The 24,698-nt window shown below is 67.0% G+C and carries 21 protein-coding genes; 11 read left to right on the top strand and 10 right to left on the bottom strand.

Annotation, left to right across the window (positions count from 1 at the left end):
* Position 1: 1 nt before the first annotated feature.
* The 3 genes from DFO63_RS18685 to DFO63_RS18675 form a co-directional block, all read right to left on the bottom strand.
* Positions 2-850, bottom strand: a complete 849-nt coding sequence (locus DFO63_RS18685) for a MurR/RpiR family transcriptional regulator (protein WP_119007569.1) — start codon at positions 848-850, stop codon at positions 2-4.
* A gap of 595 nt (positions 851-1,445) precedes the next feature.
* Positions 1,446-2,540, bottom strand: coding sequence for a dipeptide epimerase (locus DFO63_RS18680; RefSeq protein WP_119007568.1), 1,095 nt, complete (start codon positions 2,538-2,540; stop codon positions 1,446-1,448).
* A complete protein-coding gene (locus DFO63_RS18675; protein WP_119007584.1) occupies positions 2,537-3,976 on the bottom strand; it encodes an SH3 domain-containing protein in 1,440 nt (479 codons plus the stop codon). Before DFO63_RS18675 ends, DFO63_RS18680 begins: the two co-directional genes overlap by 4 nt.
* 132 nt (positions 3,977-4,108) lie before the next feature.
* On the opposite strand from DFO63_RS18675, the gene DFO63_RS18670 reads away from it, so the two are divergent.
* From DFO63_RS18670 to DFO63_RS18625, 10 genes are all read left to right on the top strand, one after another.
* On the top strand, positions 4,109-5,593 hold the full coding sequence (locus DFO63_RS18670; protein WP_119007567.1) for a transglutaminase-like domain-containing protein: 1,485 nt from the start codon (positions 4,109-4,111) through the stop codon (positions 5,591-5,593).
* Positions 5,594-5,644: 51 nt separating this feature from the next.
* Entirely contained in the window at positions 5,645-8,644 is a 3,000-nt protein-coding gene (locus tag DFO63_RS18665) for a TonB-dependent receptor (RefSeq protein WP_119007566.1), read from the top strand.
* A gap of 32 nt (positions 8,645-8,676) precedes the next feature.
* Positions 8,677-10,218, top strand: a complete 1,542-nt coding sequence (locus DFO63_RS18660) for a serine hydrolase domain-containing protein (protein WP_119007565.1) — start codon at positions 8,677-8,679, stop codon at positions 10,216-10,218.
* Entirely contained in the window at positions 10,151-10,864 is a 714-nt protein-coding gene (locus DFO63_RS18655; RefSeq protein ID WP_119007564.1) for a M15 family metallopeptidase, read from the top strand. Before DFO63_RS18660 ends, DFO63_RS18655 begins: the two co-directional genes overlap by 68 nt.
* A gap of 364 nt (positions 10,865-11,228) precedes the next feature.
* Positions 11,229-11,600 carry a hypothetical protein gene (locus tag DFO63_RS18650; RefSeq protein ID WP_101764805.1) on the top strand — a complete coding sequence of 124 codons (372 nt, stop codon included), beginning with the start codon at positions 11,229-11,231 and terminating at the stop codon, positions 11,598-11,600.
* Between the two features lie 232 nt (positions 11,601-11,832).
* Complete coding sequence (locus DFO63_RS18645) at positions 11,833-12,243, top strand: EF-hand domain-containing protein (protein ID WP_014035758.1); 411 nt, start codon at positions 11,833-11,835, stop codon at positions 12,241-12,243.
* Between the two features lie 105 nt (positions 12,244-12,348).
* Entirely contained in the window at positions 12,349-12,858 is a 510-nt protein-coding gene (locus DFO63_RS18640) for a DinB family protein (RefSeq protein WP_259337447.1), read from the top strand.
* 45 nt (positions 12,859-12,903) lie between these two features.
* Positions 12,904-13,656: an HAD family hydrolase gene (locus tag DFO63_RS18635; protein WP_101764807.1), complete on the top strand. Its 753-nt coding sequence runs from the start codon at positions 12,904-12,906 to the stop codon at positions 13,654-13,656.
* Between the two features lie 31 nt (positions 13,657-13,687).
* Positions 13,688-14,176, top strand: a complete 489-nt coding sequence (locus DFO63_RS18630; protein ID WP_119007562.1) for a hypothetical protein — start codon at positions 13,688-13,690, stop codon at positions 14,174-14,176.
* Between the two features lie 165 nt (positions 14,177-14,341).
* Positions 14,342-15,706 carry a VOC family protein gene (locus DFO63_RS18625; RefSeq protein WP_119007561.1) on the top strand — a complete coding sequence of 455 codons (1,365 nt, stop codon included), beginning with the start codon at positions 14,342-14,344 and terminating at the stop codon, positions 15,704-15,706.
* Between the two features lie 111 nt (positions 15,707-15,817).
* Here the strand turns inward: DFO63_RS18625 and DFO63_RS18620 are convergent, their stop codons facing one another.
* The gene (locus DFO63_RS18620; RefSeq protein ID WP_101764809.1) at positions 15,818-17,332 is read right to left on the bottom strand and encodes an acetyl-CoA hydrolase/transferase family protein; all 1,515 of its coding nucleotides are present in this window, start codon (positions 17,330-17,332) and stop codon (positions 15,818-15,820) included.
* Between the two features lie 375 nt (positions 17,333-17,707).
* On the opposite strand from DFO63_RS18620, the gene glnE reads away from it, so the two are divergent.
* On the top strand, positions 17,708-20,503 hold the full coding sequence (gene glnE / locus DFO63_RS18615) for a bifunctional [glutamate--ammonia ligase]-adenylyl-L-tyrosine phosphorylase/[glutamate--ammonia-ligase] adenylyltransferase (protein WP_119007560.1): 2,796 nt from the start codon (positions 17,708-17,710) through the stop codon (positions 20,501-20,503).
* Between the two features lie 259 nt (positions 20,504-20,762).
* Here glnE and DFO63_RS18610 read toward each other — a convergent pair whose 3' ends face one another.
* The 6 genes from DFO63_RS18610 to DFO63_RS18585 all read right to left on the bottom strand — a co-directional run bounded on the left by DFO63_RS18610 (position 20,763) and on the right by DFO63_RS18585 (position 24,658).
* A complete protein-coding gene (locus tag DFO63_RS18610; protein ID WP_119007559.1) occupies positions 20,763-21,323 on the bottom strand; it encodes a queuosine precursor transporter in 561 nt (186 codons plus the stop codon).
* 75 nt (positions 21,324-21,398) lie between these two features.
* Positions 21,399-21,911: a hypothetical protein gene (locus DFO63_RS18605; protein ID WP_119007558.1), complete on the bottom strand. Its 513-nt coding sequence runs from the start codon at positions 21,909-21,911 to the stop codon at positions 21,399-21,401.
* A 32-nt stretch (positions 21,912-21,943) separates the two neighbouring features.
* Positions 21,944-22,447, bottom strand: coding sequence for a hypothetical protein (locus DFO63_RS18600; RefSeq protein ID WP_049443658.1), 504 nt, complete (start codon positions 22,445-22,447; stop codon positions 21,944-21,946).
* 19 nt (positions 22,448-22,466) lie between these two features.
* A complete protein-coding gene (locus DFO63_RS18595) occupies positions 22,467-23,318 on the bottom strand; it encodes a DUF2145 domain-containing protein (RefSeq protein WP_119007557.1) in 852 nt (283 codons plus the stop codon).
* Positions 23,319-23,366: 48 nt separating this feature from the next.
* A complete protein-coding gene (locus tag DFO63_RS18590; protein WP_014645731.1) occupies positions 23,367-23,594 on the bottom strand; it encodes a hypothetical protein in 228 nt (75 codons plus the stop codon).
* 104 nt (positions 23,595-23,698) lie between these two features.
* Positions 23,699-24,658, bottom strand: coding sequence for a mitochondrial fission ELM1 family protein (locus tag DFO63_RS18585; protein WP_119007556.1), 960 nt, complete (start codon positions 24,656-24,658; stop codon positions 23,699-23,701).
* Positions 24,659-24,698 lie beyond the last annotated feature (40 nt).

Below are 24,698 nucleotides of genomic sequence, written 5' to 3'. Positions count from 1 at the left end.
GTCAGGAATCCAGCAGGTGGTCGATCCGCTCCAGGTTCACCGCAAGCTGCTGCTGGCGATCCGGATTGGTGTGGCAGAGCAGCACGAACAGGAAATCGAGCAGGGCGTGCATGGCGCTACGGTACAGCAGCTGCGCGACCTGCGGCGTGCGGTCGTGCGCGCAGACCGCCAGTGCCGCATCAGCATGCGCGCGCAACGGGTTGGCGGTGTGGCGGGTGATGGAAATCACCTTGCCACCCATGTCCTGGAACTGCCGTGACAGCTGCGAAAGCTGCGGCAGATTGCCGAACTCGGAGAACACCAGCAGCGCATCACCGGGACGTGCGGCCGAGAGGTTGGCCAGCATCAGGACCGGGTCGGTGTGCGGCACCACCAGCAGGCCGAGCAGCGACAGCCGCATGGCGAATTCGCGGGCATACAGGCCGTCGTCACCCAGGCCGTACACGAACAGTTTGGGCGCACCGTCGAGCAGCTGCACGATGCGCTCGATCTCCTCGCGTGGATTGGCCTGACGTGTTTCCTCTTCGGCCTGTGCCTTGCTGCGGCGCAGGGCCTCGCCCAGGCGCAGGTAGTCGTCGCCGCTGTCGGGTTCGCTGGGGGCCTGTTGTGGATCGGCACCGGCGCGAGCCACATCCTGGCCGATCGAGTACTTCAGGTCCGGATAGCCCTTGAAGCCGAGTTTCTGGCTGAACTTCACCACGCTGGACTGGCTGATGCCCAGTGCGCTGGCCAGCTGCTGGGACGAGTAGTCACGCAGCAGGTGGGCATTGTCGAGGATGAAGTCGGCGATGCGGCGCTCGATGGCCGACATCTGCCCGCGCTCGGAACGGATCTTCAGCAGGGGCGGCATGCGGGGTGTCCGGGTGTCTGCAAAGGCGTTGCGGTTGGCAGCGTAAAGCGAATTATGGGGTGGGTCGGGCGGGTGGGGTTTGCGGGGGACGCCGCAAGTACGTCCGTGTAGGCTTGGCCGCGCTTGCTCGTTTGCGCTGTCCTGCGCAAACGGCAAGACCGGGGTTGGGCGTTCTGCCCAACCCGCCCGAGGCATGCCTCGGGCCCATGGCGCGGACACCCCTGCAAGCCCCACCCGCCCGACCCCGGACAGATCGCGCGCGTGCCAGCCGCGAAGGGGTTACGAGGTAGGGCAGAAGCAGGAGCATCCACGCATGGCGTGGATCCACGGGGTGCAGTTGTTGCCTTTGACGTTGAGTCCGTCTTGTAGCGAGCCGAGCACCGCAGGTCCGGCGAGGGCGAAGAGGCGCGGGTGTCTGAGCGCAGCGAGTTCCGCGCCGTCCCTCGACGGACCGAGGAGCGCAGGGCACCGGCGTGCGCAGCACGTCGGCTCGCGGATGGCGGAGCGTTTCTTTTGGTTACTTTTCTTTTCGCGAAAAGAAAAGTAACGCGCGACCCAACGTCAGTGACACGCAGCGTCAGCCGCAAGGCAGAGATCACCCCAGCATCTCCAGCCCACGCACTTCGGTGATGCCCAGCCCCGGCACGTCGCTGATGCTGATCTCCGATTCGTTGAAATGCACACCGCCGCTGACCGGGTCGAACTGGCCCAGCGAGGGGCCGTCGAGGTCAACCTTGGTGATCACATCGCTCTTGGCCACGGCCAGGTGCACGGCCGCAGCCACGCTGATGCTGGACTCGATCATGCAGCCGATCATGCACGGCACGCCGTAGATGCCGGCGATGTCGGCGATGCGGATCGCGTTGGACAGGCCGCCGGTCTTCATCAGCTTGATGTTGATGATGTCGGCCGCGCGCTGCTGGATCAGGTCCATCACCTGGCTCGGGCTGAACACGCTTTCGTCGGCCATCACCGGCGTGTTGACGCGGTCGGTGACGTACTTCAGGCCGCTGATGTCGGCTGCTTGCACCGGCTGCTCCAGCAGTTCCAGCACGACGCCGGCCTCTTCCAGCGTGCGCATCGCATGTACTGCCTGCTTGGCGGTCCAGCCCTGATTGGCATCCAGCCGCAGCAGGGCGCGGCCTTCCACCGCGGCGTGGATGGCCTTGACCCGTTCGATGTCCAGGCCGATGTCCTTGCCGACCTTGATCTTCAGCGACTCGAAGCCGCGTTCGATCGCCGACAGCGAGTCGGCCACCATCTTGTCGATGTAGTCCACGCTGATGGTGATGTCGGTGGTGATCACCGGGTCGCCACCGCCGAGCATCTGGTACAGCGGTGCACCGTGCAGCTGCGCCCACAGGTCGTACAGCGCGATCTCCACCGCGGCCTTGGCGCTGGTGTTGCGCTCCATCGCGGTCTGCACCAGCCCACACAGGCGATTGAGGTTGACCACCTCCTGGCCGATCAGGCGCGGGGCAATGAAGTGGCGGATCGCTTCGATGATCGAGCCGTGCGTATCGCCGGTGATCACCGCTGTAGCCGGTGCCTCGCCGTAACCGGTGTGACCGGTGTCGGTACGGATCAGCACCACCACGTCCTCCACGGTTTCCACCGTGCGCAGGGCAGTCTTGAACGGCGTTTTCAGCGGCACGCGCAGCATGCCCAGTTCGATGGCAGTGATCTTCATTCAGGAGTCTTGGCGCGCAGGCGCTGGATGTTGGTGATGCGGTCGATGTAGCGGACGGTATCGCTGGCCATCATCGGTTCCAGCGGCGTGACCGAAACACCATTGAGATGGGCCTGCACGCGCGTGCCGTCGGCACCGAACCAGCTGCCGCCCGCCGTATCGTGGATGACCCAGGTGCGGCCGTCGACGTGGCCGATGGCCATCATCACGTGGCCGGGGATGTAGACCAGGTCGCCCACCTGCAGGTCGGTGACGGCGCGGTCGCGCACCGCCTTGCCGTCCTTGCCGGTGAACGGCAGGCGATCCAGGGCAGGGCTGACCGCCTGTGCACTGGTATTGCGTGGCAGCAGCACGCCGAAGCTGCGGTAGATCTCGGAGACGAAACCGCTGCAGTCGCGGGTGTCGTAGTCGTGGCCCCAGCCGTAGCGCTCGCCGAGGAACTTGAAGGCCTGCTGCAGCAGCAGGCGCGGGGTCAGCGGCAGGTAGTCGGCGGCGGTGTCCTGCGAGCGTGGCAGCAGCGCCGGCACCAGCTTCAACCGACCATCGGCTTCGCGTACCGGCAACTGCACCACCCACGACGCATGCGCCTGCTGGCCGTTCACCGGTTCGGCGGCCGGCCAGTCGGCCAGCACCGGCAAGCGCACGCCCATGTCCAGCTGCAGGCGCGAGACGCGCGGTTCTTCCGGGGTGTAGGCGGTCTGCGCGGTGGAGCCGGTGACGATCCGGTACGGCCCCTTGGCGCCATAACCGAGCACGGTGGCTTTGTCGCCGCTGGCAATGGCCTCGGCTTCGATCCACGCGCTGTAGCGCTCGCTGTGCACGAACAGCCAGCGGCCGTCGGCGCTGCGATGGACCACGGCAACCTTGTCGCCGGGGAACAGCGCCGATTCCTGGAAGCGATCGATGTCGGTGTCGCCGATGCTGCTGAACACGCGCTCGCGGGTGGGGAAGGTGCGCAGTGCCGCGCGCTTTACCACCAGCCCATACTGCGGTGCCACCTGCGTGGGAATCGCATCGAGGCCGAGGTTGGCTTCGATCATGCTGCGCACTGCCGGCGCGATGGCCTGGCCCTTGTCGTTGTACAGGGTGCGGCTGGGCCAGCTCGACAGCGCGGTGATGCTGGCACGCACCGTCGCCGCATCAAGCTGGGCTGGCAATGCGGCGATGTCCTGGATGTGGCTGTCCTGCGCCTGCATCCGCACGTTCTGTCCCTCGATCTGGCCGCGGTCAAGGATCGACACGTCGGCGTTGTCCAGGCGCGCGGCCCAGTACTGCGGGGTGAGGTAGGCCTCGTGCAGGCCGATCACATAGGGCAGCGGCGCGCCCGGGTCGGGCAGCGGTGCCGCCTGTGCAAAGGCCGGTGCGGCCAGCAGGCACAGGGCCAGGGTCAAGCGGCGTGGCCAATGCCGATGCCGTTCGCGGGAAGCCAGGATCATGCGCTGCACACCCTCCTCGAATGCCTGTTGGAATATTTATTCCTTTTGGCATCGAAAGCAAGAATAAATTATTGACCGGCATCCCGGCCCGTGTTACACAGCCGTTACCACCCGCGCTGGGGAAGTGTCGCTGTGGATCCTGCCGTTCGCAAACCGCGTCTGCCTGCCACCGCCGGCCTGTGTGCCGCGCTGCTGCTGTGGGCGTGGTCGGCGGGGGCAAAGGATCCCCGCAGTGCGCTTGATCTGGCGATCGATCGTGAGCGGGAATGGCAGCTGATCGACTGGGTCGACAGTGGCCAGTTCAACAGCGTGGTCATGGCGTTTGCCACGCAAGGCGTCTTCCCGCCGGCCGACTTCCAGTTCGAGCGCATGCGCCGCATCCGTCTGGATTTCAGCCTGGACCAGGCAGCCGCGAAGGCGGCCGTGCGCCGCTGGATTCCCGACCTGACCGACGAGGAATTCGCGCGCTGGGACCAGCTTGGCCTGATCGAGCATCTCGATATCGATGGCGAGCGCTGGTACTTCAAGCGCGCACCATCGAACCTGTTCCTGCTCAGCGACGAAGCACGTGCACGTCGCCGCGCGGATGCACCGATGCCGTCTCCGGGCCCCAACGAAGTGCTTAACGCACACCACGCGCGCGTGGTTGCCGCGGCCGAACAGAGTGGCCAGGCGTCGGTGCTGCCGCAGCGTATCGAATTCACCCAATCGCTTACGGTGAAGGCCGATGCCGTGCCGGCCGGCGAAACCGTACGCGCCTGGATTCCGTACCCGCGCGAGATCCCGGGCCAGCAGGAGCAGGTGCAGTGGCTGGGCGGCAGCCCGGGCAAGGCGCGGGTGGCACCGGCCAGCACCTTGCAGCGCACGGCCTATCTGGAAGCCAAAGCGGTGGCCGGGCAGCCGACCCGCTTCGAGGTCCGCTATGCGGTCACGATCTTCGCCCGGCATACCGCGATTGATCCGGCCAGGGTGCAGCCGACCCCGGCTGATCCGGCGTTGAAGCCCTATCTGGCCGAGCAGCTGCCACATGTGCGCTTCACTCCTGCGCTGAAGCTGTTCTCCGACCAGGTGCTGCAGGGGGAAACCCGCCCGTATGAAGTGGTGCGCAAGCTGTTTGCTGCCGTGGATCGCATTCCATGGGCCGGTGCGCGCGAATACTCCACGATCAGCAACATCAGCGATTACGCGCTGCATGCCGGGCATGCCGACTGTGGGCAGCAGACCTTGCTGCTGATCGCGCTGCTGCGTATGAACGGCATTCCCGCACGCTGGCAGTCGGGCATGGTGTTCTCCGGCGATGGCAGTGGTTACAACAACCTGCATGACTGGGGGCAGGTCTACCTGGCGCCGTATGGATGGCTGCCGATGGACGTGACCACCGGCGCACTGGCCAGCGACGTGCCGGCCCTGCGCGATTTCTACCTGGGTGGCCTCGACGGCTACCGCATCGCCTTCAACGATGATTTCGGCCAGGCCCTGGTGCCGGCCAAGCAGCACTTCCGCTCGGAAACGGTCGACTCGCAGCGCGGCGAGGCCGAGTGGGCAGGCGGCAACCTGTACTTCGACCAATGGAGCTACGACTTCCAGTGGCGGGTACTGCCAGCCGGGCAACGCTAGCGCGACACATCGCACTCCACACCATTCAATTCTTGCAGGAGAGAGCAGGGGATGAAGGCTTACAGCATCAAGCGGGCGGCGTTGTGCGTCGCCCTTGGGGCGTGTCTGGGCATGATCGCGCCCAGCGCATTCGCACAGGATGGTTCGGTGGTTGGCCGGTTGGTCAGTGAGGCCGGGCAGGTGCCGGCCGGCGCCACGGTGACCGTACGCAATCCGGCAACGGGTTTCGTCCGCTCCGTGCAGGCCGAGGCCAACGGCAGCTACCGCATTCCGCTGCTGCCGGTAGGCACCTACGAGATGGAGGTGGGCTTGCCCGGTGGCGGCGCCAGCCGCGTTGGCCAGGTGACCGTCAGCCTCGGCAGCGCGACCACGGTGAACGTGCCGCTCGGCGCGGTCAGCACGCTGGGCACGGTGGAGGTGCGGGCACCGCAGGTGGTGTCGATGGTCGATGTGAAGTCCACCGAGTCGGCTACCAACATCACCCGCGAGGAACTCTCGCGCCTGCCGGTGGACCGTGACATCACCGCCGTGGCGCTGCTGGCACCGGGTGCGGTGAAGGGCAAGGGGTCGCTGGGCGGGCAGGGCATTTCCTTCGGCGGTTCGTCGGTGGCCGAGAACACGGTCTACATCAATGGCCTGAACGTCACCGATTTCTACAACCGGGTCGGCTTCTCGTCGGTGCCGTTTTCGTTCTACCAGGAGTTCCAGGTCAAGACTGGCGGCTATTCGGTGGAGTTCGGGCGCAGCACCGGCGGTGTCATCAATGCGGTGACCCGCTCGGGCAGCAATGACTTCAAGGCCGGCGCCGAGCTGGTGTTCGAGCCGCGCGCATGGCAGTCGCAGGCGCGTGACCGTTACGACGGCAACGGCAGCCGCTACATCACCGCCAGCCGCGACGACTACAGCCGCAGTGCGCTGAACGTGTTCGCTTCCGGTGCGCTGGTGCAGGACCGGTTGTTCTTCTTCGGCATGTACGAAGCCCGCGACTACCGCCCGACATCGACCAACGACGCCGGCACCCGCTTCAACCAGGGCAAGGCGGATGATCCGTTCTGGGGCGGCAAGATCGATTGGCGCATCACCGACAACCAGATGTTCTCACTGTTCGGCTTCTCCGACCGCAACAAGACGCTCACCGACGTCTATGCCTACGATTACGACCTTGGCAGCAGCGTGGGCGAGCGTGCCAACCAGATCATGAACACCGTGGGTGGCCGCAACTGGTCGGGCACCTACAGCTGGCAGGTCAACAACGATCTGACCATGAAGCTGATGTACGGCGAGAACAAGCGCAACCGCGTGCAGAGCTCGTTGATGGACGAGAACTGCAACCGCGTCTTCGACAACCGCACGGCCGGCCAGGGTGTGCCGCCGTCGCTGCAGGGCGACCGCAGCTGCACCAGCAGCTCGCAGCTGGAGTCGGCGCTGGATACGCGCAAGGCGGCGCGCGCGGACTTCGAATGGACCCTGGGCAACCATCTGCTGCGGTTCGGCCTGGACCGGGAAGAGAATACGTCCGACTACAGCCGCGCCTACCCTGGCCCGGGCGGCTTCCGCTACGACATCTACTACCGTACCCCCGGCAGCTCGCTGAACGGTGGCGTGGTGCCAGCCAGCGGCGTGGTCGTGCGCACCCGCCGCTATGAAGTGGAAGGTGCGTTCAAGACCATCAACTCGGCCTACTACCTGGAAGACAACTGGCAGGTCACGCCGAACCTGCTGCTCAATCTCGGCCTGCGCATGGAGGCGTTCGACAACAAGGGCGGCGACGGCAACAGCTACATCAAGATCGACAACATGCTGGCCCCGCGTGCCGGCTTCTCCTGGGACGTGCGCGGCGATGGCACCACCAAGGTGTTCGGCAACCTCGGCCGCTACTTCCTGCCGGTTGCCAATGTCATCAACATAAAGCAGGCCGGTGGCTTCCTCGACGAGCGCACCTGGTACGAATTCCTCGGCTACACCGGTGCAGCCAACAACATCCCCAACCTGGGCGCGCAGATCGGCCCGGTGGACAACTCGCAGGGCGACGGCAGCGTGCCGGACCTGCGTGCGGAAGTGAACCGGGACATGGACCCGGTCTACCAGGATGAAGCCATCCTGGGCTTCCAGCAGATGATCAACGAGGCCTGGTCGGTCGGCGCCAGCGTGACCTACCGGCGCCTGCACAACGCCATCGATGACATGAACATCACCGCCACCGGGCAGTGCGGTGCCATCGACAGCGTGTGGATCATGGGCAACCCGGGGCGTACCAACACCGTGTGGGGCGACACCGACTGCGATGGCCGCAACGATGGCTGGATCAGCATCGACACCTCGAAGGAAGGCTGGGCGCTGTATGACGACAACGGCAACTATGTCGGCCAGCGCGGCTGGGTGAAACCCAAGCGCGACTACAAGGCGCTGGAGCTGCAGGTCGACCGCGCATGGGACGGAAAGTGGGGCTTCAATGCGTCCTATACGCTGGCCTATGGCCGCGGCAACGCCGAGGGGCCGGTCAACTCCGATACCGACTTCGCCGATGCCGGTCGCACCGAGAACTTCGACAATCCGTGGGTGAACTACCGGGGCTATGGCTACCTGGCCAATGATCGCCGCCATCAGTTCAAGTTCCGTGGCAGTTATGCGCTGACCGAGAACCTGAGTGTGGCCGCAACCCTGGGCGTGCAGTCGGGCAGCCCGATCACCCGCTTCGGTGCCGGCAATCCGTTCGATGCGACCGATTTCCACAGCTACTACGTCTGCGTGTCCAACTGCCAGGCTACGGTGCCATCCGAACGTGTGTTCGTACACTCGCCGCGCGGCGGTGATGGGCGCACGCCGTGGACCTACGATCTCGATGTCAGCGTTTCCTACAAGGTGCCGATTCCCACCGACCTGCGCCTGAAGCTGGCGGTGTACAACGTGCTGAACCAGCAGCGGGTGGTGACCGTGGACCAGGACTACGAGCCGCAGAACGGCATCGGCTCACCCAATCCGCTGTACCGCTACGGCACCGGCTTCCAGTCACCGCGCTATGCGCAGCTGACCGTCACATGGGCGTACTGAAGCCAGCCCAGCACGCTCGACGCTGCTTCTGCATGGCGGCGTTGGCGGTCTTTCCGGTTGCGGCGGCGCAGACGAGCGCGACCGCCTCGATCGATGCCGACGTCGCGGCCGTGGTCCAGCACGAGCATCTGCCCGGGCTGGCCATGGCCGTGGTCGAACAGGGGCGCGTGGTCTACCAGCGCGCCGAGGGTGCGCGTGGTGATGGCGGCCGCATCAACGAGGACACGCTGTTCAAGATCGCCTCCAACAGCAAGGCGATGACCGCCGCGCTGCTGGCGCGGCTGGTGCAGCAGGGCAAGCTGCGCTGGGACGATCCGGTGCAGCGCCATCTGCCGGAGTTCCGCATGTACGACGCATGGGTGGGCCAGCAGATGCAGGTACGTGACCTGCTGATCCACAACAGCGGTCTCGGACTGGGTGCCGGCGACCTGATGCTGTGGCCGGAGCCGAACGCGTTCACCCGCGCCGATATCATCGCCGGGCTGGCGCATCTCAAGCCGGTCAGCAGTTTCCGCAGCCACTACGCCTACGACAACCTGATGTATGTAGTGGCGGGCGAAGTGGCCGCTGCGGCCGGTGGAAAGCCGTATGACCAGTTGATGCGCGAGCAGGTGTTCGAGCCGCTGGGCCTGTCACGCTGTCAGGTGGGCGCGTGGTCGCTGAAGCGCGTGGGCAACGTGGCGCAACCGCATGCCTGGCGCGGTGACCGCAATGAGGTGGCGAACGCCGACCGTGACATCAGCCCGGACCTGCCGTCGATGGCGGCCGGTGGCATCCGTTGCTCGCTGCGCGACATGATGCGCTGGATGCAGGTGCTGCTGGATCCTGCCGTGGTGCCGGACTGGCTGGGCAGTGAACAGCGCCGCACGCTGTGGACGTTGCACATGCCGATGCCGCTGGGCGAGCGCCAGCGGCGCTGGGACAACGCGCACTTCTACGGTTACGGCTATGGCTGGCGCGTGTCCGACATGGACGGGCAGTGGAAGGTGGCGCACACCGGCACGCTGTCGGGCATGTACTCATCGCTGGCGCTGCTGCCCGACCGGAAGGTGGGCGTGGTGATGCTGATCAACGGTGAAGGCGAGGATGCGCGCACAGCGCTGATGCAGGCAGCGCTGAAGCGCTTCACCACCCCCGACGATGCGCGTCCGGCGATGGCGTACCTGGCTGAGCTGAAGGCTGACCAGGCAACGCGGGCGGCGAGCGGCCATTCGCGCCCATCCACCGCTGCGGCGCAGGAGACGAGCCGTACTGATCTGCCACGCTGGCAGGGCCGCTACCGCGATTCGTGGCTGGGTGCGGCGTCACTGTGCCCGGGCGAGGACGGCCTGCGTTTCAGCGTCGACAAGTCGCCCCGACTGCAGGCCACGGTGCTGCAGTTGCAGGGGCGCTGGCTGCTGCGCTGGGATACGCTGGGCGAAGACGCACAGGCCTGGCTGCAGCCCGGTGACGGTGCACCGCCCACACTGGACCTGCGTGCCATCGACCCGGACATCGACTTCAGCTATGACTTCCAGGACCTGCATTTCACTCGTACTGGCGACTGCGCTGGCAGCGAGCGCCAGCGCCGCTGAGCCGCCGCGCGTTTCGCCGGCCACCGATGCCGCCAGCGCCGGCCTGGTTGAAATCCGATCGCTGGCACCGCAAATCGACATGGACATCCGCTACGCCAGCGCCAACAACTTCACTGGCGCGCGCGTACCGGGCTACGAGGCGCCTTCGTGCTATCTGCTGGCGCCGGTGGCGAAGGCGCTGGCGCAGGTGGAACAGGACCTGCGCACAGATGGATTCGGCCTGCGGATCTACGACTGCTACCGCCCGGTGCGCTCGGTGCAGGCCTTCATGGCCTGGGTGAACGACCCGCGCGAGCGATCGCGCAAGGCATTGCAGTACCCGGATCTGGACAAGCCGCGGCTGCTGGCCGACGGCTACATCGCCGAACGTTCCGGACACAGCCGCGGCGCCACGGTGGATCTGGGGCTGCTGGATTGCCGCAGCGGTGCATGTACGCCGCTGGACATGGGCACCGACTTCGATTTCTTCGGACCACGCGCGCATACGCAGACCAGCGGATTGAGCGATGCGCAGCAGGCGAACCGCCAGCAGCTGGTGCGCGCGATGGCGCGGCGGGGCTTCGTCAATTATCCGCAGGAGTGGTGGCACTACACCCTGCAGCCAGAACCGGATCCCGGCACCGCGTACGACGTTCCGGTGCTCTAGGGGGTTTCGGCAGGGCTGCGCCCTGCACCTGCAGAGGCAACGGCCGAATCAACAGCAACAGCGTGCGTTCCGTGGGTTGGCGGGGCGGTGCCGGCGTGCGGGGACGCCGTAAATCCGTCCATGGAGGCTTGGCAGCCGCATCCATGCGGCTGACACCCCGCACTCCGGTACCGCCCCGCCTCTGACAGTTTCCCGCGGAGTCCGTTGTAAAGCCGAGCCGATGCTCGGCTGCTCTTTTTTCAATCGTCGAGATATTCGATCTCGATGGAGATTCATCCACGCATGGCGTGGATCTACCGTGGCCACCGGATCGGGTCCGGGGCAGATCCCTTACACTGGCCGCCTTCTCATCCCAGCCCGCCCGATGAACCTTCCCCTGCACTTCGGCCTGCTCGGCACCCTGGAGGCCGGCGCCATCGCGCTGCTGGTCGGCCTGCTGGTGTACTTCCTGTGGTCGCGGTTGTGCCGGCTGCTGCACTGGACGGTGGGGCATGCGATTGGCTGGTCCTGCGTCATTTCGGTGGTGGCCTCCGCCGGCATCGATGCGTGGAAGCTCTTTTACATGGGCATCGTGCGGCTGGAGTCGCCGCTGTACGCGCGCCTGTTCCTGGCCACCATCCACGATCCGAACGAACTTGGCAGCCGTGTCGTGCTGGAAATCGCCGGGGCGCTCGCCGGTGTCGCCCTGGGATGGGTGTTGTTCAGTTCGCGGTCATTGGAAAAAACCGTCGACTGACGCAGGTTTTTCGTTGCCTGCCGGTTAAATCCAGAGGCGCTGAATGCGCATCTTATGAGCCGCTCACTCGACGCTAACCAGCGCGCTAAAGCATGCGTGGAGGCGAGTGGTTAATCGTGCGTGTGGAGGCCGGTCGCGGCCCAAAATCGATTCAGAAAGGCGGTGGCAGGGTAGGTGCCGTGCGGAAACAACAGGCCGCGCAACACCACCCAATTGGTAGGAGACACCCCTGATGACTATTCGCAACCGCAAGCCCCTGATCGCCCTGATCGTCGCCGCCGGCAGCGTGCTGGCCATCCCGGCGATGGCCCAGTCGGCCAAGCAGCAGGCCGCGCATGCGCAGAATGAAGCGGCGCAGGCCCAGCAGGCGGCGGCACAGGCCGGGCAGGCGGCTGACCAGGCGACCGACGCGGCCGCAGCGGCCTCGGCGCAGGCCAACGGCGGTGGCCAGACCTGGGCCAGCATCGATACCGATGGCAACGGCACCATCAGCAAGACCGAGGCGCAGGTGAACGCCGGCCTGGCCCAGGTGTTCGACCAGGCCGATACCAACAAGGACGGCGAGCTGAGCGCCGACGAGTACAAGGCCTACGTGGCCGCGCAGCAGGCCGGTGCGGGTGCCGGCGCCGCGCAGGGCCGTTGATCCAGACCTGATTCGGGAAGACCGGTGCATGGGGACCCGGGCGGCTGCGGCCGCCCGGGTTTTTGCTGTATTGACGGCGCCCGCGCCGGGCACGACCATCCGCGCATGGCAACCCTCAAGCGCCATTTCGAGACCATGGCCCGTTACAACGCTTGGGCCAACCAGCGCCTGTACGCCGCCGTGGAGCCGTTGCCCGACGAGGACTACCGTAGGCCGTGCGGCGCGTTCTTCGGTTCCGTCGAAGGTACGCTCAACCACCTGCTGGTGACGGATCGCATCTGGCTGCGCCGGCTGGCCGGGCAAGGCGATACCGGATATGCGCTCGACACGCTGCTGTTCACCGATTTCACCCGGCTGCAGCAGGCGCGGATCGAGGAAGATGCCGGCATCGTCGCGTTCGTGCTTGGGCTGTCCGACGCGGCCTTGGCGACCCGTGTCGCCTATCGGCGCGTCTCCACGCCCGAACCGCAGCTGCAACGGGTGGACGCCGGGCTAGCGCACTGGTTCAACCACCAGACCCATCACCGCGGGCAGGTGCATACCCAGCTGACCCAGCTGACCGGCCAGGCCCCGGCGCTGGACCTGCTGGTCTACCAGCGCCAGCACGGCGACTGAGCCTGCCCGGTGTCCCACGTGCCGGGACGGCGGTATCCTTGTGCGATGACTACCCCCACGCCTGCGCCGTCGCGCGCCATCGGCCTGGTCGGTTTTGACGGTGACGATACGCTGTGGAAGAGCGAGGACTACTACCGCAAGGCCGAGCAGGATTATCTTGACCTGCTGTCGCGCTACGTCGACGTGCATGACACCCAGACCGCGCGTCACCTGCTGGAAGTGCAGCAGCGCCACCTGGGCACCTTCGGCTACGGCGTGAAGAGCATGACGCTGTCGATGATCGAAGCGGCCATCGACATCACCGGCCAGCGCATCGAGGCCAAGGACATCCAGCGCATCCTGGAGATCGGCCATGACACCCTGCGCCACCCGGTCGAGCTGATCGACGGCGTGCGCGAAGCGGTGGCGGCCATCGCCGAGCACTACCCGGTGGTGCTGATCACCAAGGGCGACCTGTTCCACCAGGAAGCGAAGATCAAGGTGGCCAACCTGGCCGAGCTGTTCCCGCGCATCGAGATCGTTTCCGAGAAGGATCCGGAAACCTACGCCCGCGTGCTGGCCGAATTCGACCTGCCGATGGAGCGCTTCGTGATGGTCGGCAACTCGCTGCGTTCGGATATCGAGCCGGTGGTGACCCTCGGCGGCTGGGGCGTGCATACGCCATACGCAGTGACCTGGGCACACGAGACCCAGCACGGCGTGGCCGACGACGAACCGCGCATGGTCACTGCCGATACCGCCCACGATTGGCCGGCCGCTCTGGCCGCGATCGAGGCCAAGGCCGCTGCGGCGGCCTGACAGGGCCCGGCGGCTGCGGCAGAATCGGGGCATGAACGTCCGACTGCGCGCGCTGTTGTTGTCCCTGCTGCTGGTGCCAGCCACCGTGCTGGCCCAGCAGACCGCCGAGCGTTCGGCGGCCTACGCGGTGGAAACCGGTGACAGCTGGGTCGATGCCCAGCTGCAGGACATCAACCACTACGCCGAGCGCTACCCCGACGCCTTCCTCGACGAGGTGTCGCGCTATGCCGACGTACCGCGCGGCTACATCAGTGCACTGTTCACCACCCATGGCTGGCAGGCCGGGGATATCTACTTCGCCTGCTTCTGGGCCAAGGCCAGCGGCCAGACCTGCCGCGACAGCGTGCGCGCCTTCAGCCAGGACCCGGAGGGTGGCTGGGAGGCAGTGGTGAAGCGCATGCCGACCAAGCCGGAGAACCTGCATTACCGCGCGCTGCGCCACGCCATCGTGGCCAGCTACCAGCACTGGGACCGGCCGATCACCCTGGATGCCACCCTGAAGCGCCAGCTCAACCGGTAGTGCCGGCCGCTGGCCGGCAACTGCACCCTTCCAGGCATCCGGAGGTTGCCGGCCAGCGGCCGGCACTAACGGTTTCCTTCATGTTGCTGTGCATATCGCCGCCGCCGCGCGCTCCGGCGACAATACGGGTTCGAGCTGTTCCCCGTTCCCGTAATCGAGTGACTGATGAGCGCCTCTTTCGTTTCGCCTGATGTGATCCGCCGCCTGTTCGCGCAGGCCATGTCCCGCATGTACCGCACCGAAGTGCCGCTGTACGGCACGCTGGTGGAACTGGTGGAGCGGATCAACGCGCAGGTGCTGGACCAGGACCCGGCGCTGGCCGCGCAGCTGCTGCGCAACGACGAGCGTGCGCGGCTGGACGAGGAGCGCCATGGCGCGATCCGCGTCGGCACCGTGCAGGAACTGGCGACGCTGCGCCGCCTGTTCGCGGTGATGGGCATGTTCCCGGTCGGCTACTACGACCTGTCGGTGGCTGGCGTGCCGGTGCACTCCACCGCGTTCCGGCCGCTGACCGGCGCCGCGCTGGCGCAGAACCCGTTCCGCGTGTTCACCTCGCTGCTGCGCCTGGAGCTGATCGAAGACGAAACCCTGCGTGCCGAGTCGGCAAAGATCCTGGCACGTCGCCGCATCTTCACCGACGGCGCGCTGGCGCTGATCGACCAGGCCGAGCGTGACGGTGGCCTGTCGCAGGCCGATGCCGAGCGCTTCGTCGAGGAAGCACTGGAAACCTTCCGCTGGCACGGCGATGCCACCGTCGACCTGCCGACCTACCACGCCCTGCACAACGCGCATCGCCTGGTGGCCGACGTGGTCAGTTTCCGTGGCCCGCACATCAATCACCTGACGCCGCGCACGTTGGACATCGACGCTGCGCAGGCGGCGATGATCGAACACGGCATGGCGGCCAAGGCGGTGATCGAGGGCCCGCCGCGCCGTGCCTGCCCGATCCTGCTGCGCCAGACCAGTTTCAAGGCGCTGGAAGAAGCCGTGCATTTCCCGGACAGCGAGGGTGGCGATGCCGGCACCCATACCGCACGCTTCGGCGAGATCGAACAACGTGGCCTTGCGCTGACCCCGAAGGGCCGCGCGCTGTACGACCAGCTGCTGGCGCAGGCACGCGATGCCGGTGGCGAAGGCAGTACCGGCGGCGACTACGGCCAGCGGCTGCAGGCGGTGTTCGCCAGCTTCCCGGATGACCACGACACGCTGCGCCAGGAAGGCCTGGGCTATTACCGCTACCAGCTGACCGACGCCGGTCGCGCCGCGCCAGAGCGCGTGGCTGATCTGCCGGCTGAAGTGCTGGTGGCCGCGGGTCTGGCCACGGCCGACCCGATCGTCTACGAGGATTTCCTGCCGGTCAGTGCGGCGGGCATCTTCCAGTCGAACCTGGGCGGTGAAGAACAGCGTGCCTATGCCGCGCATGCCAACCGCGAGGCCTTCGAGCAGGCGCTGGGCGTGGCGGTGAATGACGAGTTCGAAATCTACGAGCGGCTGCAGGCCGAATCGCTGGCGGCGCTGCGCATCGTTTGATGGTAGTGCCGGCCGCTGGCCGGCTGTCGGGGGAGCCGGCCATCGGCCGGCACTACCATGCTCGGGGTCAGATCCCTTTTCGGTAGAAAAGGGCTCTGACCCCCAACACAGTCAGCCCTTCATCGTGCCGGTATCCAGCCAGCGCTGGTGCCACGACAGCGCTTCCGGCAGCAGGTGCGGGGTGTGCTTGCCATAGCTCTCGCGGCTGGCACGGTCGAAGTAATCCTGCAGCTGCGCGCGGAAATCCGGATGCGCGCAGTTGTCGATCAGCACCTGCGCACGCTTGCGCGGGGTCAGACCACGCAGGTCGGCCAGGCCCTGCTCGGTGACGATCACCGACACGTCGTGCTCGGTGTGGTCGACATGGCTGGCCATCGGCACGATCGCCGAAATGGTGCCGTTCTTGGCGGTGGACGGGCTCAGGAACGCGGACAGGAAGCCGTTGCGGGCAAAGTCACCCGAACCGCCGATGCCGTTCATGATCCGCGTGCCCATCACGTGCGTCGAATTGACGTTGCCGTAGATGTCCACCTCGATCATACCGTTCATGCCGATGCAGCCAAGGCGGCGCACCAGTTCCGGATGGTTGGAGATTTCCTGCGTGCGCATGATGATGCGTTCGCGGTAGAAATCGATATGTTCCTTGAACGTCTCGTTGGCCTGCGGGCTCAGCGCGAAGCCGGTGCACGAGGCGTAGCTCAGCACGCCGTCGCGCAGCAGGTCGAGCATGCCGTCCTGAATCACTTCGGTGAACGCGGCCAGGTCGCGGAAACCGCTCTTGGCCAGGCCGGCCAGCACCGCGTTCGGGATGTTGCCCACGCCCGACTGCAGCGGCAGCAGGTTCGGCGGCAGGCGGCCCTTCTTCACTTCGTGCTTGAGGAATTCGATCAGGTGCGAGGCGATCTGTTCGCTGGTCGCATCGATCGGGCTGAACGGGCTGTTGCGGTCCGGGCCGTTGGTGCGCACCACCGCCACGATCTTGTCCGGGTCGCAGCGCAGCGCGGTGTCGCCGATGCGGTCGTTGGCGTTCACCAGCGGAATCGGCTTGCGGTGCGGTGGCAGCGCGGTGCCGTAGTAGATGTCATGCATGCCGTCGACGCCGGCCGGCTGCCATTCGTTGACCTCGACGATCACCTTCTTCGCCAGGTCCAGCCAGGTCTTGTTGTTGCCGACCGAGGTAGAGGGCACCAGCGAGCCATCCTCGCGGATGGCCGAGACTTCGATCACGGCGGTATCGATCTCGCCGTAGAAGCCGAACCACACGTGCTGGGCGACGTGGCTGAGGTGGATGTCGATGTAATCCAGCTTGCCCTCGTTGATGCGGTTGCGCGCATCCGGGTCGCTCTGGAACGGCATGCGCATGGCGATGCCATCGGCCTTGGCCAGCGCGCCATCGAGTTCCGGCGCGGTGGAGGCGCCGGTCATCAGCTTGATCTGGAAGGGCTGGCCCTGGACATGCACCGCTTCGATGCGGCGCGCCAGTTCGACGGGAACGGCCTTGGGATACCCGGAGCCGGTAAAGCCGCTCATGGCCACGGTTTCACCGGGCTGGATCAGCGCGGCTGCGGCCTCTGCGGAGACCACGCGGTCACGGAGACGCGCGTTGGCGATGCGATCAACAGACATGACGACACGTGTTGCTGGGGGGAATTCCGATTATCGGCCATCCTCATCCGTACGGGGGGTTCTACCTTCGTGGAATGGCTTTTCCCCGCAGGGGTCACCCATACCCACCGGTTTTGTTTTGCAGTGCAGCGTGCAAAGTGCTTTCGCAGCCCGCACGATGGCCCTGCATCCCGACGTGGGGGAGGGAGCAGAGCCCGCTGGCAGTTCGCTGCAAGCGGGCTTTTTTATTGCCTGTCGCCCAGTATGAATACGCGCGACACACCGGGTCGGATCCTTTTGCCATGGGCAAAAGGCTCTGACCCGCGCAGTGCCAGCAATCCGGGGTCAGAGCCCTTCGCCGTTGGCAAAGGGATCCGACCCCGCGAGAATCGAGGCATGACCCTCGCCCCCGCAGACCTTTCCGCGTCCCTGCAGCCCCTTGTCGACCGCGCCCTGGCGCGCCTGGCCCAGGGCCTGCCCGAGCCCGTTCCTGCCGAGCTGCTGCCGCTGCTGACCCGCCTGGCGGTGGCCAGCGACTTCGCGCTGGACACCCTGGTGCGGCAACCGGCGCTGCTGGCACAGCTGGCCGCGCCCGGCTGCCCGCCGATCCCGGCGCCGGTGCTCGATCCGCTGCAGCCCAGCGACTGGCCGGCGGAGATCCGGCGCTGGCGTACCGCCATGTCGACGCGGCTGATCTGGCGCGACCTGACCGGCCTGGACGACGTGGCGCAGACCCTGGCCGGCGCCACCGCTTTGGCCGAAGACTGCCTGCGGCTGGCACTGGACGCCCTGCAGCAGGAATTCGCCCAACGCCATGGCGTGGTCCGCGATGGCGAAGGCACGCCGCAGCAGCTGGTGGTGTTCGGCCTCGGCAAGCTCGGCGGTGGCGAGCTCAACTTCAGTTCCGATGTGGACCTGGTCTACGCCTACCCGCATGGCGGCGAATCCGACGGTCCGCGCGCGTTGGCTGCCGAGGAGTATTTCGCGCGCCTCGGCCAGCGCCTGGCCAAGCTGCTGGACGAAACCACCGTCGATGGCTTCAGCCACCGCGTCGACCTGCGCCTGCGCCCGTTCGGCAGCGCTGGTCGCGTCGCGCTGTCGTTCGCGGCGATGGACCAGTACTTCCAGCGCGAAGGCCGCGACTGGGAACGCTATGCGTGGCTGAAGGCGCGCGCGGTGGCCGGCGATATCGACGCCGGTGAAGCGTGGCTGCAGACCCTGCGCCCGTTCGTGTATCGCCGCTACCTGGATTTCACCGCGCTCGACGGCCTGCGCGAGATGAAGGCGGCGATCACCGCCGAAGTCGCGCGCCGTGAACTGCACGAGGATATCAAGCGCGGCGCCGGCGGCATCCGCGAAATCGAGTTCCTGTGCCAGGCGCTGCAGTTGATCCGCGGTGGCCGCGAACCAACCTTGCGCGAGCGTCGGCTGCTGGTGGCGCTGGACGCGCTGGTGGCGGCCGGGCAGATCGCGCCCGAGGATGGCAGCGCACTGCGCGAGGCTTACCTGTTCCTGCGCCGGCTGGAAAACCGCCTGCAGATGCTGCGCGATGCACAGACCCACGTGCTGCCCAGCGATGCGCTGGACCGCGAGCGCATCGCCGTCGGCCTCGGCTACCCGGACTGGGACGTGCTGCGCGCGGCACTGGCCGTGCAGCAGCAGCGGGTCAGTACCGAGTTCGCCGCACTGCTGGCGCCGCGCAAGGGCCAGGCCGCGCCCGATGCACTGGCCAACTATTGGCGCAGCCTGCCCGAAGGCAGCAATGCACCACTGCTGGCCGAAGCCGGTTTCCTCGATGCCAACGGCGCCGACCAGTCGCTGCGCGATTTCGCGCAGGGCACCGGCGTGAAGTCGTTGTCCGATGCCGCGCGTGCGCGGCTGGATCGCGTGCTGCCCGCGTTGCTGCATGCGGCCACGCGCTCGCCACAGCCCGATGCCGCGCTCAAGCGCGTGCTTGGCCTGCTGCAGGCGGTGCTGCGCCGGACCAGCTATCTCGCGCTGCTGGACGAACAACCGAGCGCGTTGGCGCGTCTGGTCGATGTGCTGGCGCGCAGTGCGCTGCTGGCCGAGCGCCTGGCCGCGTACCCGCTGCTGCTGGACGAACTGCTGGACGTGCGCGTGTCCGGGCCGATGCCCGATGCCGCCGGCATGCTGGCCGAGTGCCAGCAGGTGCTGGCGGTGGAAGATCCCGAATCCGCACTGCGCTGGCTCAATGAAACGCGACTGGCACTCAGCTTCCGCATGGCGATGGCCACGCTGGATGGCCGCCAGGGCGCGGTGGACAGCACGCGACAACTGGCCGAGCTGGCGCAGGCGGTGGTGGTCACCGTGCTGGCAATGGCCGAGGCGGACATGCGCGCCGCGCACGGTGAGATCCCTGGCGGGCGCTTCGCGATCATCGGCTATGGCAGCCTCGGTGGGCTTGAACTGGGCTTCGGTTCCGACCTGGACCTGGTGTTCCTGCACGACAACCCGACCGGCGTGGATGCCAGCGATGGCACGCGTCCGCTGGAGCCGGGGCGCTGGTATGCGCGCCTGGCGCAGAAGGTGATGGCGCTGCTGGGTGCGGTTACCGCCGCCGGCCGCCTGTACGACATCGACGTGCGCCTGCGCCCGGATGGCGGCAAGGGTTCGCTGGTGTCTTCGCTGGCCAGTTACACCGAGTACCAGCGTGAACGTGCGTGGACCTGGGAACACCAGGCGCTGGTGCGCGCGCGTGGCGTGGCCGGCGATGCCAGCCTGCTGGCCGACTTCGAGCAGGTGCGTGCGCAGACGCTGGGCCGCGAACGTGATGCCGGCGTGCTGTATGCCGACGTGTTGAAGATGCGTGGGCGCATGCGCACCGAACTGGACCGCAGCGATGCCGCGCGGCTGGACCTGAAGCAGGGTGCTGGCGGCGTGGTGGACCTGGAGTTCCTGCTGCAGACCGGTGTGCTCGCGCGCAGTGCGCAGCACGTTGCGTTGCTGCAGCCGCGCGATACGCCATCGTTGATCGATGCGTTGGCGGTTGCTGGTTTCCTGCCGGAAGACACCGCGCAGGCGTTGCATGCAGCGCATGCCACATTGCTGGAGGTTGGCCTGGCCTGCACGCTGGATCGGCGGCCACGTTTGGCACCGACCACCCCGGCCATTGAAGAGGCCTGCGCGGCGATCACGGCGGCGTGTAGTGCTGCAGCGCTGCCGTTCGCCTGACAGCCAGCACAAAGCACCATCGGAGCAATGATCTGGCCGTTGTCCTGCTGTTGGTAGGTGCCAATCTTGGTTGGCACAATCCATCAGCGTTCATGAACCCGGCAACAGCGTGCCAACCAAGGTTGGCACCTACCAGGGCTATGGCCTGGCGATGACCTGCTGTTGGTAGGTGCCAACCTTGGTTGGCACAACCCATCAGCGTTCATGACCCCGACAACAGCGAGCCAACCAAGGTTGGCACCTACCAGGGCGACGGCGGTCAGCTGGCCGCGCGCAGCGGCGCCATCTTCCACAGCAGCGCGCGGAACGGGGCCAGCAGGCAGACGCCGATCGCCAGCTTCACCGCCAGGTCGCCGGCGGCCCAGCTCACCCACGGCAGGGTGGAACCGGCAAACGCGATCGACCAGAAAATGGTGGTATCCACCGTCGCACTGCAGGTGGTGGCCACCATCGGTGCGCGCCACCAGCTGCCACGGCGCAGGCGGTCGAACACGGTGATGTCCAGCAGCTGCGCCACGATGAACGCCGAGCACGAGGCAATCGCGATGCGCGGCGTGGCCACCCAGATCGACAACAACACTGCCACCAGGAAACCGATCCACGCCACGCGGCGCGCCGGGCCCGGGCCGAAGCGGCGGTTGATCAGGTTGCTGACCAGGAACGCGACCGGGTAGCTGAAGGCACCCCAGGTCAGCCAGTCGTTGATCGGGTACTGCACCAGCACGTTGGACAGCAGCACCACCGCGCCCATGGCCAGTACCGCCAGCACCAGGGCGCGGGCGGTCAACGGGGCAAACACAGGGGCAGGACGCACGGACATGGCGAGCCAGGGGGACAAAGGGAATCCCACATTATCCGCCCGGCCCGCGGCAAAGCCAAAACCGGTCGTTCAGCTTTACAGCGCTTCGCTCATCACGTCGCCAGCTGCGTAGGCGGTCGGCACATAGGCCAGCGCCTGGCCCTGTGCGCTCTTCACGGTCCAGCCGGCACCGGCCTCGGTGGGGTCGAAATGCACCTGCTGGCCGACCACGAACGCCGCCGTCTGGTCTTCGTGCACGCGCGCCGGCCAGCGCAGGGTGGCGGTCTGGTCGGCCTTGTCGGGCACCTGCAGCTGCACCTGGCGCTCGCCCGCCGGGGTGGTCTCCACCTTCTTCACTTCCATCGGCGGCAGCGGCACCGCCTTGGTGCGGGCAGCCCTGGCATTGCGTTCGCTGGCCTTGAACGGCGCCTTCGACAGTTCGGACAGGCCCGCCGACGCGGCGAGGGGGACCGACACCACGATCAGCGAGGTGATCAGCACGCTGGCCTCACTGCTGTTCAACTGCGGCGCGGCGCCGGCATGGACGGTGGGCACCAGCAGCGCCGAGATCAGCAGGGCAGAAGCGGGAACGCGCAGGCAACGGAACATGGAGACCTCCTGGTCAGGGTGGGGACGGCGACTCAGCGCCGGTTATCGAAAATGTCGCGCGGGCCGGTGGCTTCGGGCAGGTATTCCAGTGGGCGGCCCTGGTTGTCCTTCAGCTGCCAGCCCTGGTCGGCGCCGGTCGGTTCAAAGTTCACGGTCTGGCCCACGGTGAACTGCACGGCGGGATCGCCGATGCCGCGCGGGTACTGCATCGATGCGGTGTTCTGCGGGTCATTGGCATCGCGCAGCAGCACCTCGCGGCGGCCATCGACGGTGGTGGCGATACCGCTCACCTCCATCTGCGGCAGCTTGATCTGCTGCGGTCGGGCCAGCGGCTGGCCCGCCTCGGCGGCATCCTGGGCTTCCTTCGCCGCCGCTGCGCGGGCCGAGGCCACCATCTGCGTGGACATCTCCAGGCTCGGCCCCTGCGGGCCCGGGTCATGAATGATCACGATGCGGCGTTCGGCGTGTGCGGCCGTCGACCAGGCCAGGCCGGCGACGATCACCATCGACATCAGGGAAACAGGCAGGGCGCGCATGTCGTTCTCCTTGCGGGATTCAGGGCGAGGCTGCGGCGGCACCGGCCACCGGCACGTGGGGGATCACCAGTTCCTGTTGCAGCTGGCTGCGCTGGTGCAGGAAGTCGAACACCGATTCCACCGTCACCACCGAATAATTACCGGAGATGCGCTCGCCGGCCGGATGGTCGGTGGTGGTGGCGTTGGCCACGAACAGGCGCGCACCCACGCGCTTGCCGAGGCCGATTTGCAGCACGCTGGGCTGGTACTTCTGTTGGCGCAGCCACTGCTGCGCCTGTTCGCGCTTGACGATGGCCGGCGCGCCTTCGGCCTGCGCCATTGCTGCCGCCAGCACCTCCAGCACCCACTGGTTGGAGTTCTGGTAGTCGGTGGCAAACGGGTAGGCGACCACGTTGTACCTGGTTTCGTGCAGCGCCTTGGGCTGGATCGAGGGCGACACCAGCATCGCGCGCAGCGCTGCACGCAACGATGCCGACGGCACGCCGATGCGCAGGTCGGTATGGCCACCGCTTTCGCCGACGAAGTTGCCCAGGCCTTCGTGGTACAGCTGCGAGCTGTCGGTCTTGCAGCGGTTGAGCAGGTGCATCGCGCGCCAGCGGCCGTCGTCCTCGCGCAGCAGGAAGGCCAGGTGGCTGTGGCGCAGGCCGTAGCGGCTCAGGTCCTGGCCACCGCGCGCGGCCACCACCACGTCCACGTCGGGCAGCGCGTCCAGCCGCTCGGCGGTGGTCCAGGCCACGTCCAGCATTGCCGCCTGCGACGCCACACTGGGGTAGCGCTCGCGGCACTCGGTGCTGTTGGCCCATGCAGGTGCGGTCGCCAGCAGGCTGGCGATCAGCAGCGCGGCGCGGGGCAGGCGGGAAAAACGATCCATGTCGGTACCTTCAACGGCGGGCAGGCCCGCGCGCCGATCATACGCTGCTCAGCGCAGCGGGCGATCCACGCCTTTGCGCTTGAGTTCCTTGTCGCAGGCGTCGCTGATCGGGGCAACCGGCAATGGCGGGCGCTGGCCCTTCGGATCGCGCAGCGCTGGCTGTTCGCGGTAGGCGTCCAGCTGCTGCTGGCATTGATACGAGATCGGGTCCAGCTCGGTGGGCGCGGTGGAGCACGCCGCGAGCAGGGCCAGGGGCAGCAGGAGCAGGGTACGCATGAAGACGTTCAGAGTGATGGGGGAGCCTGGACTCTACCCGCGCAGCTGGATCGAAATGTTCAGAAATCGCTGGGCGGTCGGGACGTGCCGGCCATCGGCCGGCACTACCGCAATGCCAGCCGCGCTTTCACTTCCGCCGCAATCCGTGCGGTTTCGCGCAGTGGCTCGATGCGGTCGTACTGCCAGTCCAGCCAGTGCGCCTGCAATCGCCCGCGCTCGCGCAGCTGTTGCTGGAAGCGCGCCAGCCGCCCCTGCACGGTATCGGCCAGCGCCACCATCACCGGCATGCGCGTGGCGCAGGCCTCCGAGAGCAGGTTCACCGAATCGGGCGAGACCACCACGCGGTTGGCCCAGCCGAGCAGGCCGCCATAGGGATTGGTGCCGTCGCCACCATCGCCCCAGATCACGTGCGGCAGGTCGGCGAACTTCGCGCGCAGGATCTCGGCCAGGGCCGGCGGCGTGCGTCGCGAGGTGGTGGCCAGCAGGCTGCCGCCTTCGCTGCGGATCTGGTCGGCCAGTGCCTGGAACACACCGACCATCGCCGTCTCATCCCACGGCGCCAGCGGCGTCGGCCCGCCCACCAGCAGCGCAGTGCGCGGGCCGGGCAGGGTACTGAAGCCGGCGAACGCGGCGCGGCCCCAGGCCAGCCAGTCATCGTCCACCGGGTTGAGGCTGCCGAGCAGGGTCAACACGTTGCTGCCGCGCAGGGCGTCATGTTCGGGCACCACCACCACGTCCCAGTGACGCGCGCCGATGCGCGGGTCCAGGATCTGCACCACCTGGCTGCCACGTGCGCGCAGCACGCGCAGGGCGCCAGCGGCCTGTCGGCCACAACCGATCGCCAGCGCCGGGGCCTCGGCGGCCAGTGACGCGAACGCCTCGCCATAGCCATTCACATCGCCCGGCAGGCGGCGCGGCGACAGCCAGCGCCAGGGCGCGCGGGGCTGCAGGACCAGCGGCTGATGGGTGCCCTGGCGCAGCGCCGAGGCCAGCGCGACCGCCTGGCGGACATTGCCCGCGCGGCCGTCGGTGACCGTCCAGGGCGCGCTCGATCGTTTCACCATTGGCATTAATTCGTTTCAGCCCTGCTGGGTGTTGCAACAG

It is taken from the genome of Stenotrophomonas sp. AG209 (assembly GCF_003550055.1).
In the GTDB taxonomy this organism is placed as follows: domain Bacteria; phylum Pseudomonadota; class Gammaproteobacteria; order Xanthomonadales; family Xanthomonadaceae; genus Stenotrophomonas.
This window is presented reverse-complemented; position numbering and strand designations above follow the sequence as displayed.

What these genes read in the sequence shown, in the direction of transcription:
- DFO63_RS18685 (WP_119007569.1), bottom strand. Translation starts at nt 850, where the DNA reads ATGCCGCCCCTGCTGAAGATCCGTTCCGAGCGCGGGCAGATGTCGGCC.
- DFO63_RS18680 (WP_119007568.1), bottom strand. Translation starts at nt 2,540, where the DNA reads ATGAAGATCACTGCCATCGAACTGGGCATGCTGCGCGTGCCGCTGAAA.
- DFO63_RS18675 (WP_119007584.1), bottom strand. Translation starts at nt 3,976, where the DNA reads ATGATCCTGGCTTCCCGCGAACGGCATCGGCATTGGCCACGCCGCTTG.
- DFO63_RS18665 (WP_119007566.1), top strand. Translation starts at nt 5,645, where the DNA reads ATGAAGGCTTACAGCATCAAGCGGGCGGCGTTGTGCGTCGCCCTTGGG.
- DFO63_RS18660 (WP_119007565.1), top strand. Translation starts at nt 8,677, where the DNA reads ATGGCGGCGTTGGCGGTCTTTCCGGTTGCGGCGGCGCAGACGAGCGCG.
- DFO63_RS18655 (WP_119007564.1), top strand. Translation starts at nt 10,151, where the DNA reads ATGACTTCCAGGACCTGCATTTCACTCGTACTGGCGACTGCGCTGGCA.
- DFO63_RS18650 (WP_101764805.1), top strand. Translation starts at nt 11,229, where the DNA reads ATGAACCTTCCCCTGCACTTCGGCCTGCTCGGCACCCTGGAGGCCGGC.
- DFO63_RS18645 (WP_014035758.1), top strand. Translation starts at nt 11,833, where the DNA reads ATGACTATTCGCAACCGCAAGCCCCTGATCGCCCTGATCGTCGCCGCC.
- DFO63_RS18640 (WP_259337447.1), top strand. Translation starts at nt 12,349, where the DNA reads ATGGCAACCCTCAAGCGCCATTTCGAGACCATGGCCCGTTACAACGCT.
- DFO63_RS18635 (WP_101764807.1), top strand. Translation starts at nt 12,904, where the DNA reads ATGACTACCCCCACGCCTGCGCCGTCGCGCGCCATCGGCCTGGTCGGT.
- DFO63_RS18630 (WP_119007562.1), top strand. Translation starts at nt 13,688, where the DNA reads ATGAACGTCCGACTGCGCGCGCTGTTGTTGTCCCTGCTGCTGGTGCCA.
- DFO63_RS18625 (WP_119007561.1), top strand. Translation starts at nt 14,342, where the DNA reads ATGAGCGCCTCTTTCGTTTCGCCTGATGTGATCCGCCGCCTGTTCGCG.
- DFO63_RS18620 (WP_101764809.1), bottom strand. Translation starts at nt 17,332, where the DNA reads ATGTCTGTTGATCGCATCGCCAACGCGCGTCTCCGTGACCGCGTGGTC.
- glnE (WP_119007560.1), top strand. Translation starts at nt 17,708, where the DNA reads ATGACCCTCGCCCCCGCAGACCTTTCCGCGTCCCTGCAGCCCCTTGTC.
- DFO63_RS18610 (WP_119007559.1), bottom strand. Translation starts at nt 21,323, where the DNA reads ATGTCCGTGCGTCCTGCCCCTGTGTTTGCCCCGTTGACCGCCCGCGCC.
- DFO63_RS18605 (WP_119007558.1), bottom strand. Translation starts at nt 21,911, where the DNA reads ATGTTCCGTTGCCTGCGCGTTCCCGCTTCTGCCCTGCTGATCTCGGCG.
- DFO63_RS18600 (WP_049443658.1), bottom strand. Translation starts at nt 22,447, where the DNA reads ATGCGCGCCCTGCCTGTTTCCCTGATGTCGATGGTGATCGTCGCCGGC.
- DFO63_RS18595 (WP_119007557.1), bottom strand. Translation starts at nt 23,318, where the DNA reads ATGGATCGTTTTTCCCGCCTGCCCCGCGCCGCGCTGCTGATCGCCAGC.
- DFO63_RS18590 (WP_014645731.1), bottom strand. Translation starts at nt 23,594, where the DNA reads ATGCGTACCCTGCTCCTGCTGCCCCTGGCCCTGCTCGCGGCGTGCTCC.
- DFO63_RS18585 (WP_119007556.1), bottom strand. Translation starts at nt 24,658, where the DNA reads ATGGTGAAACGATCGAGCGCGCCCTGGACGGTCACCGACGGCCGCGCG.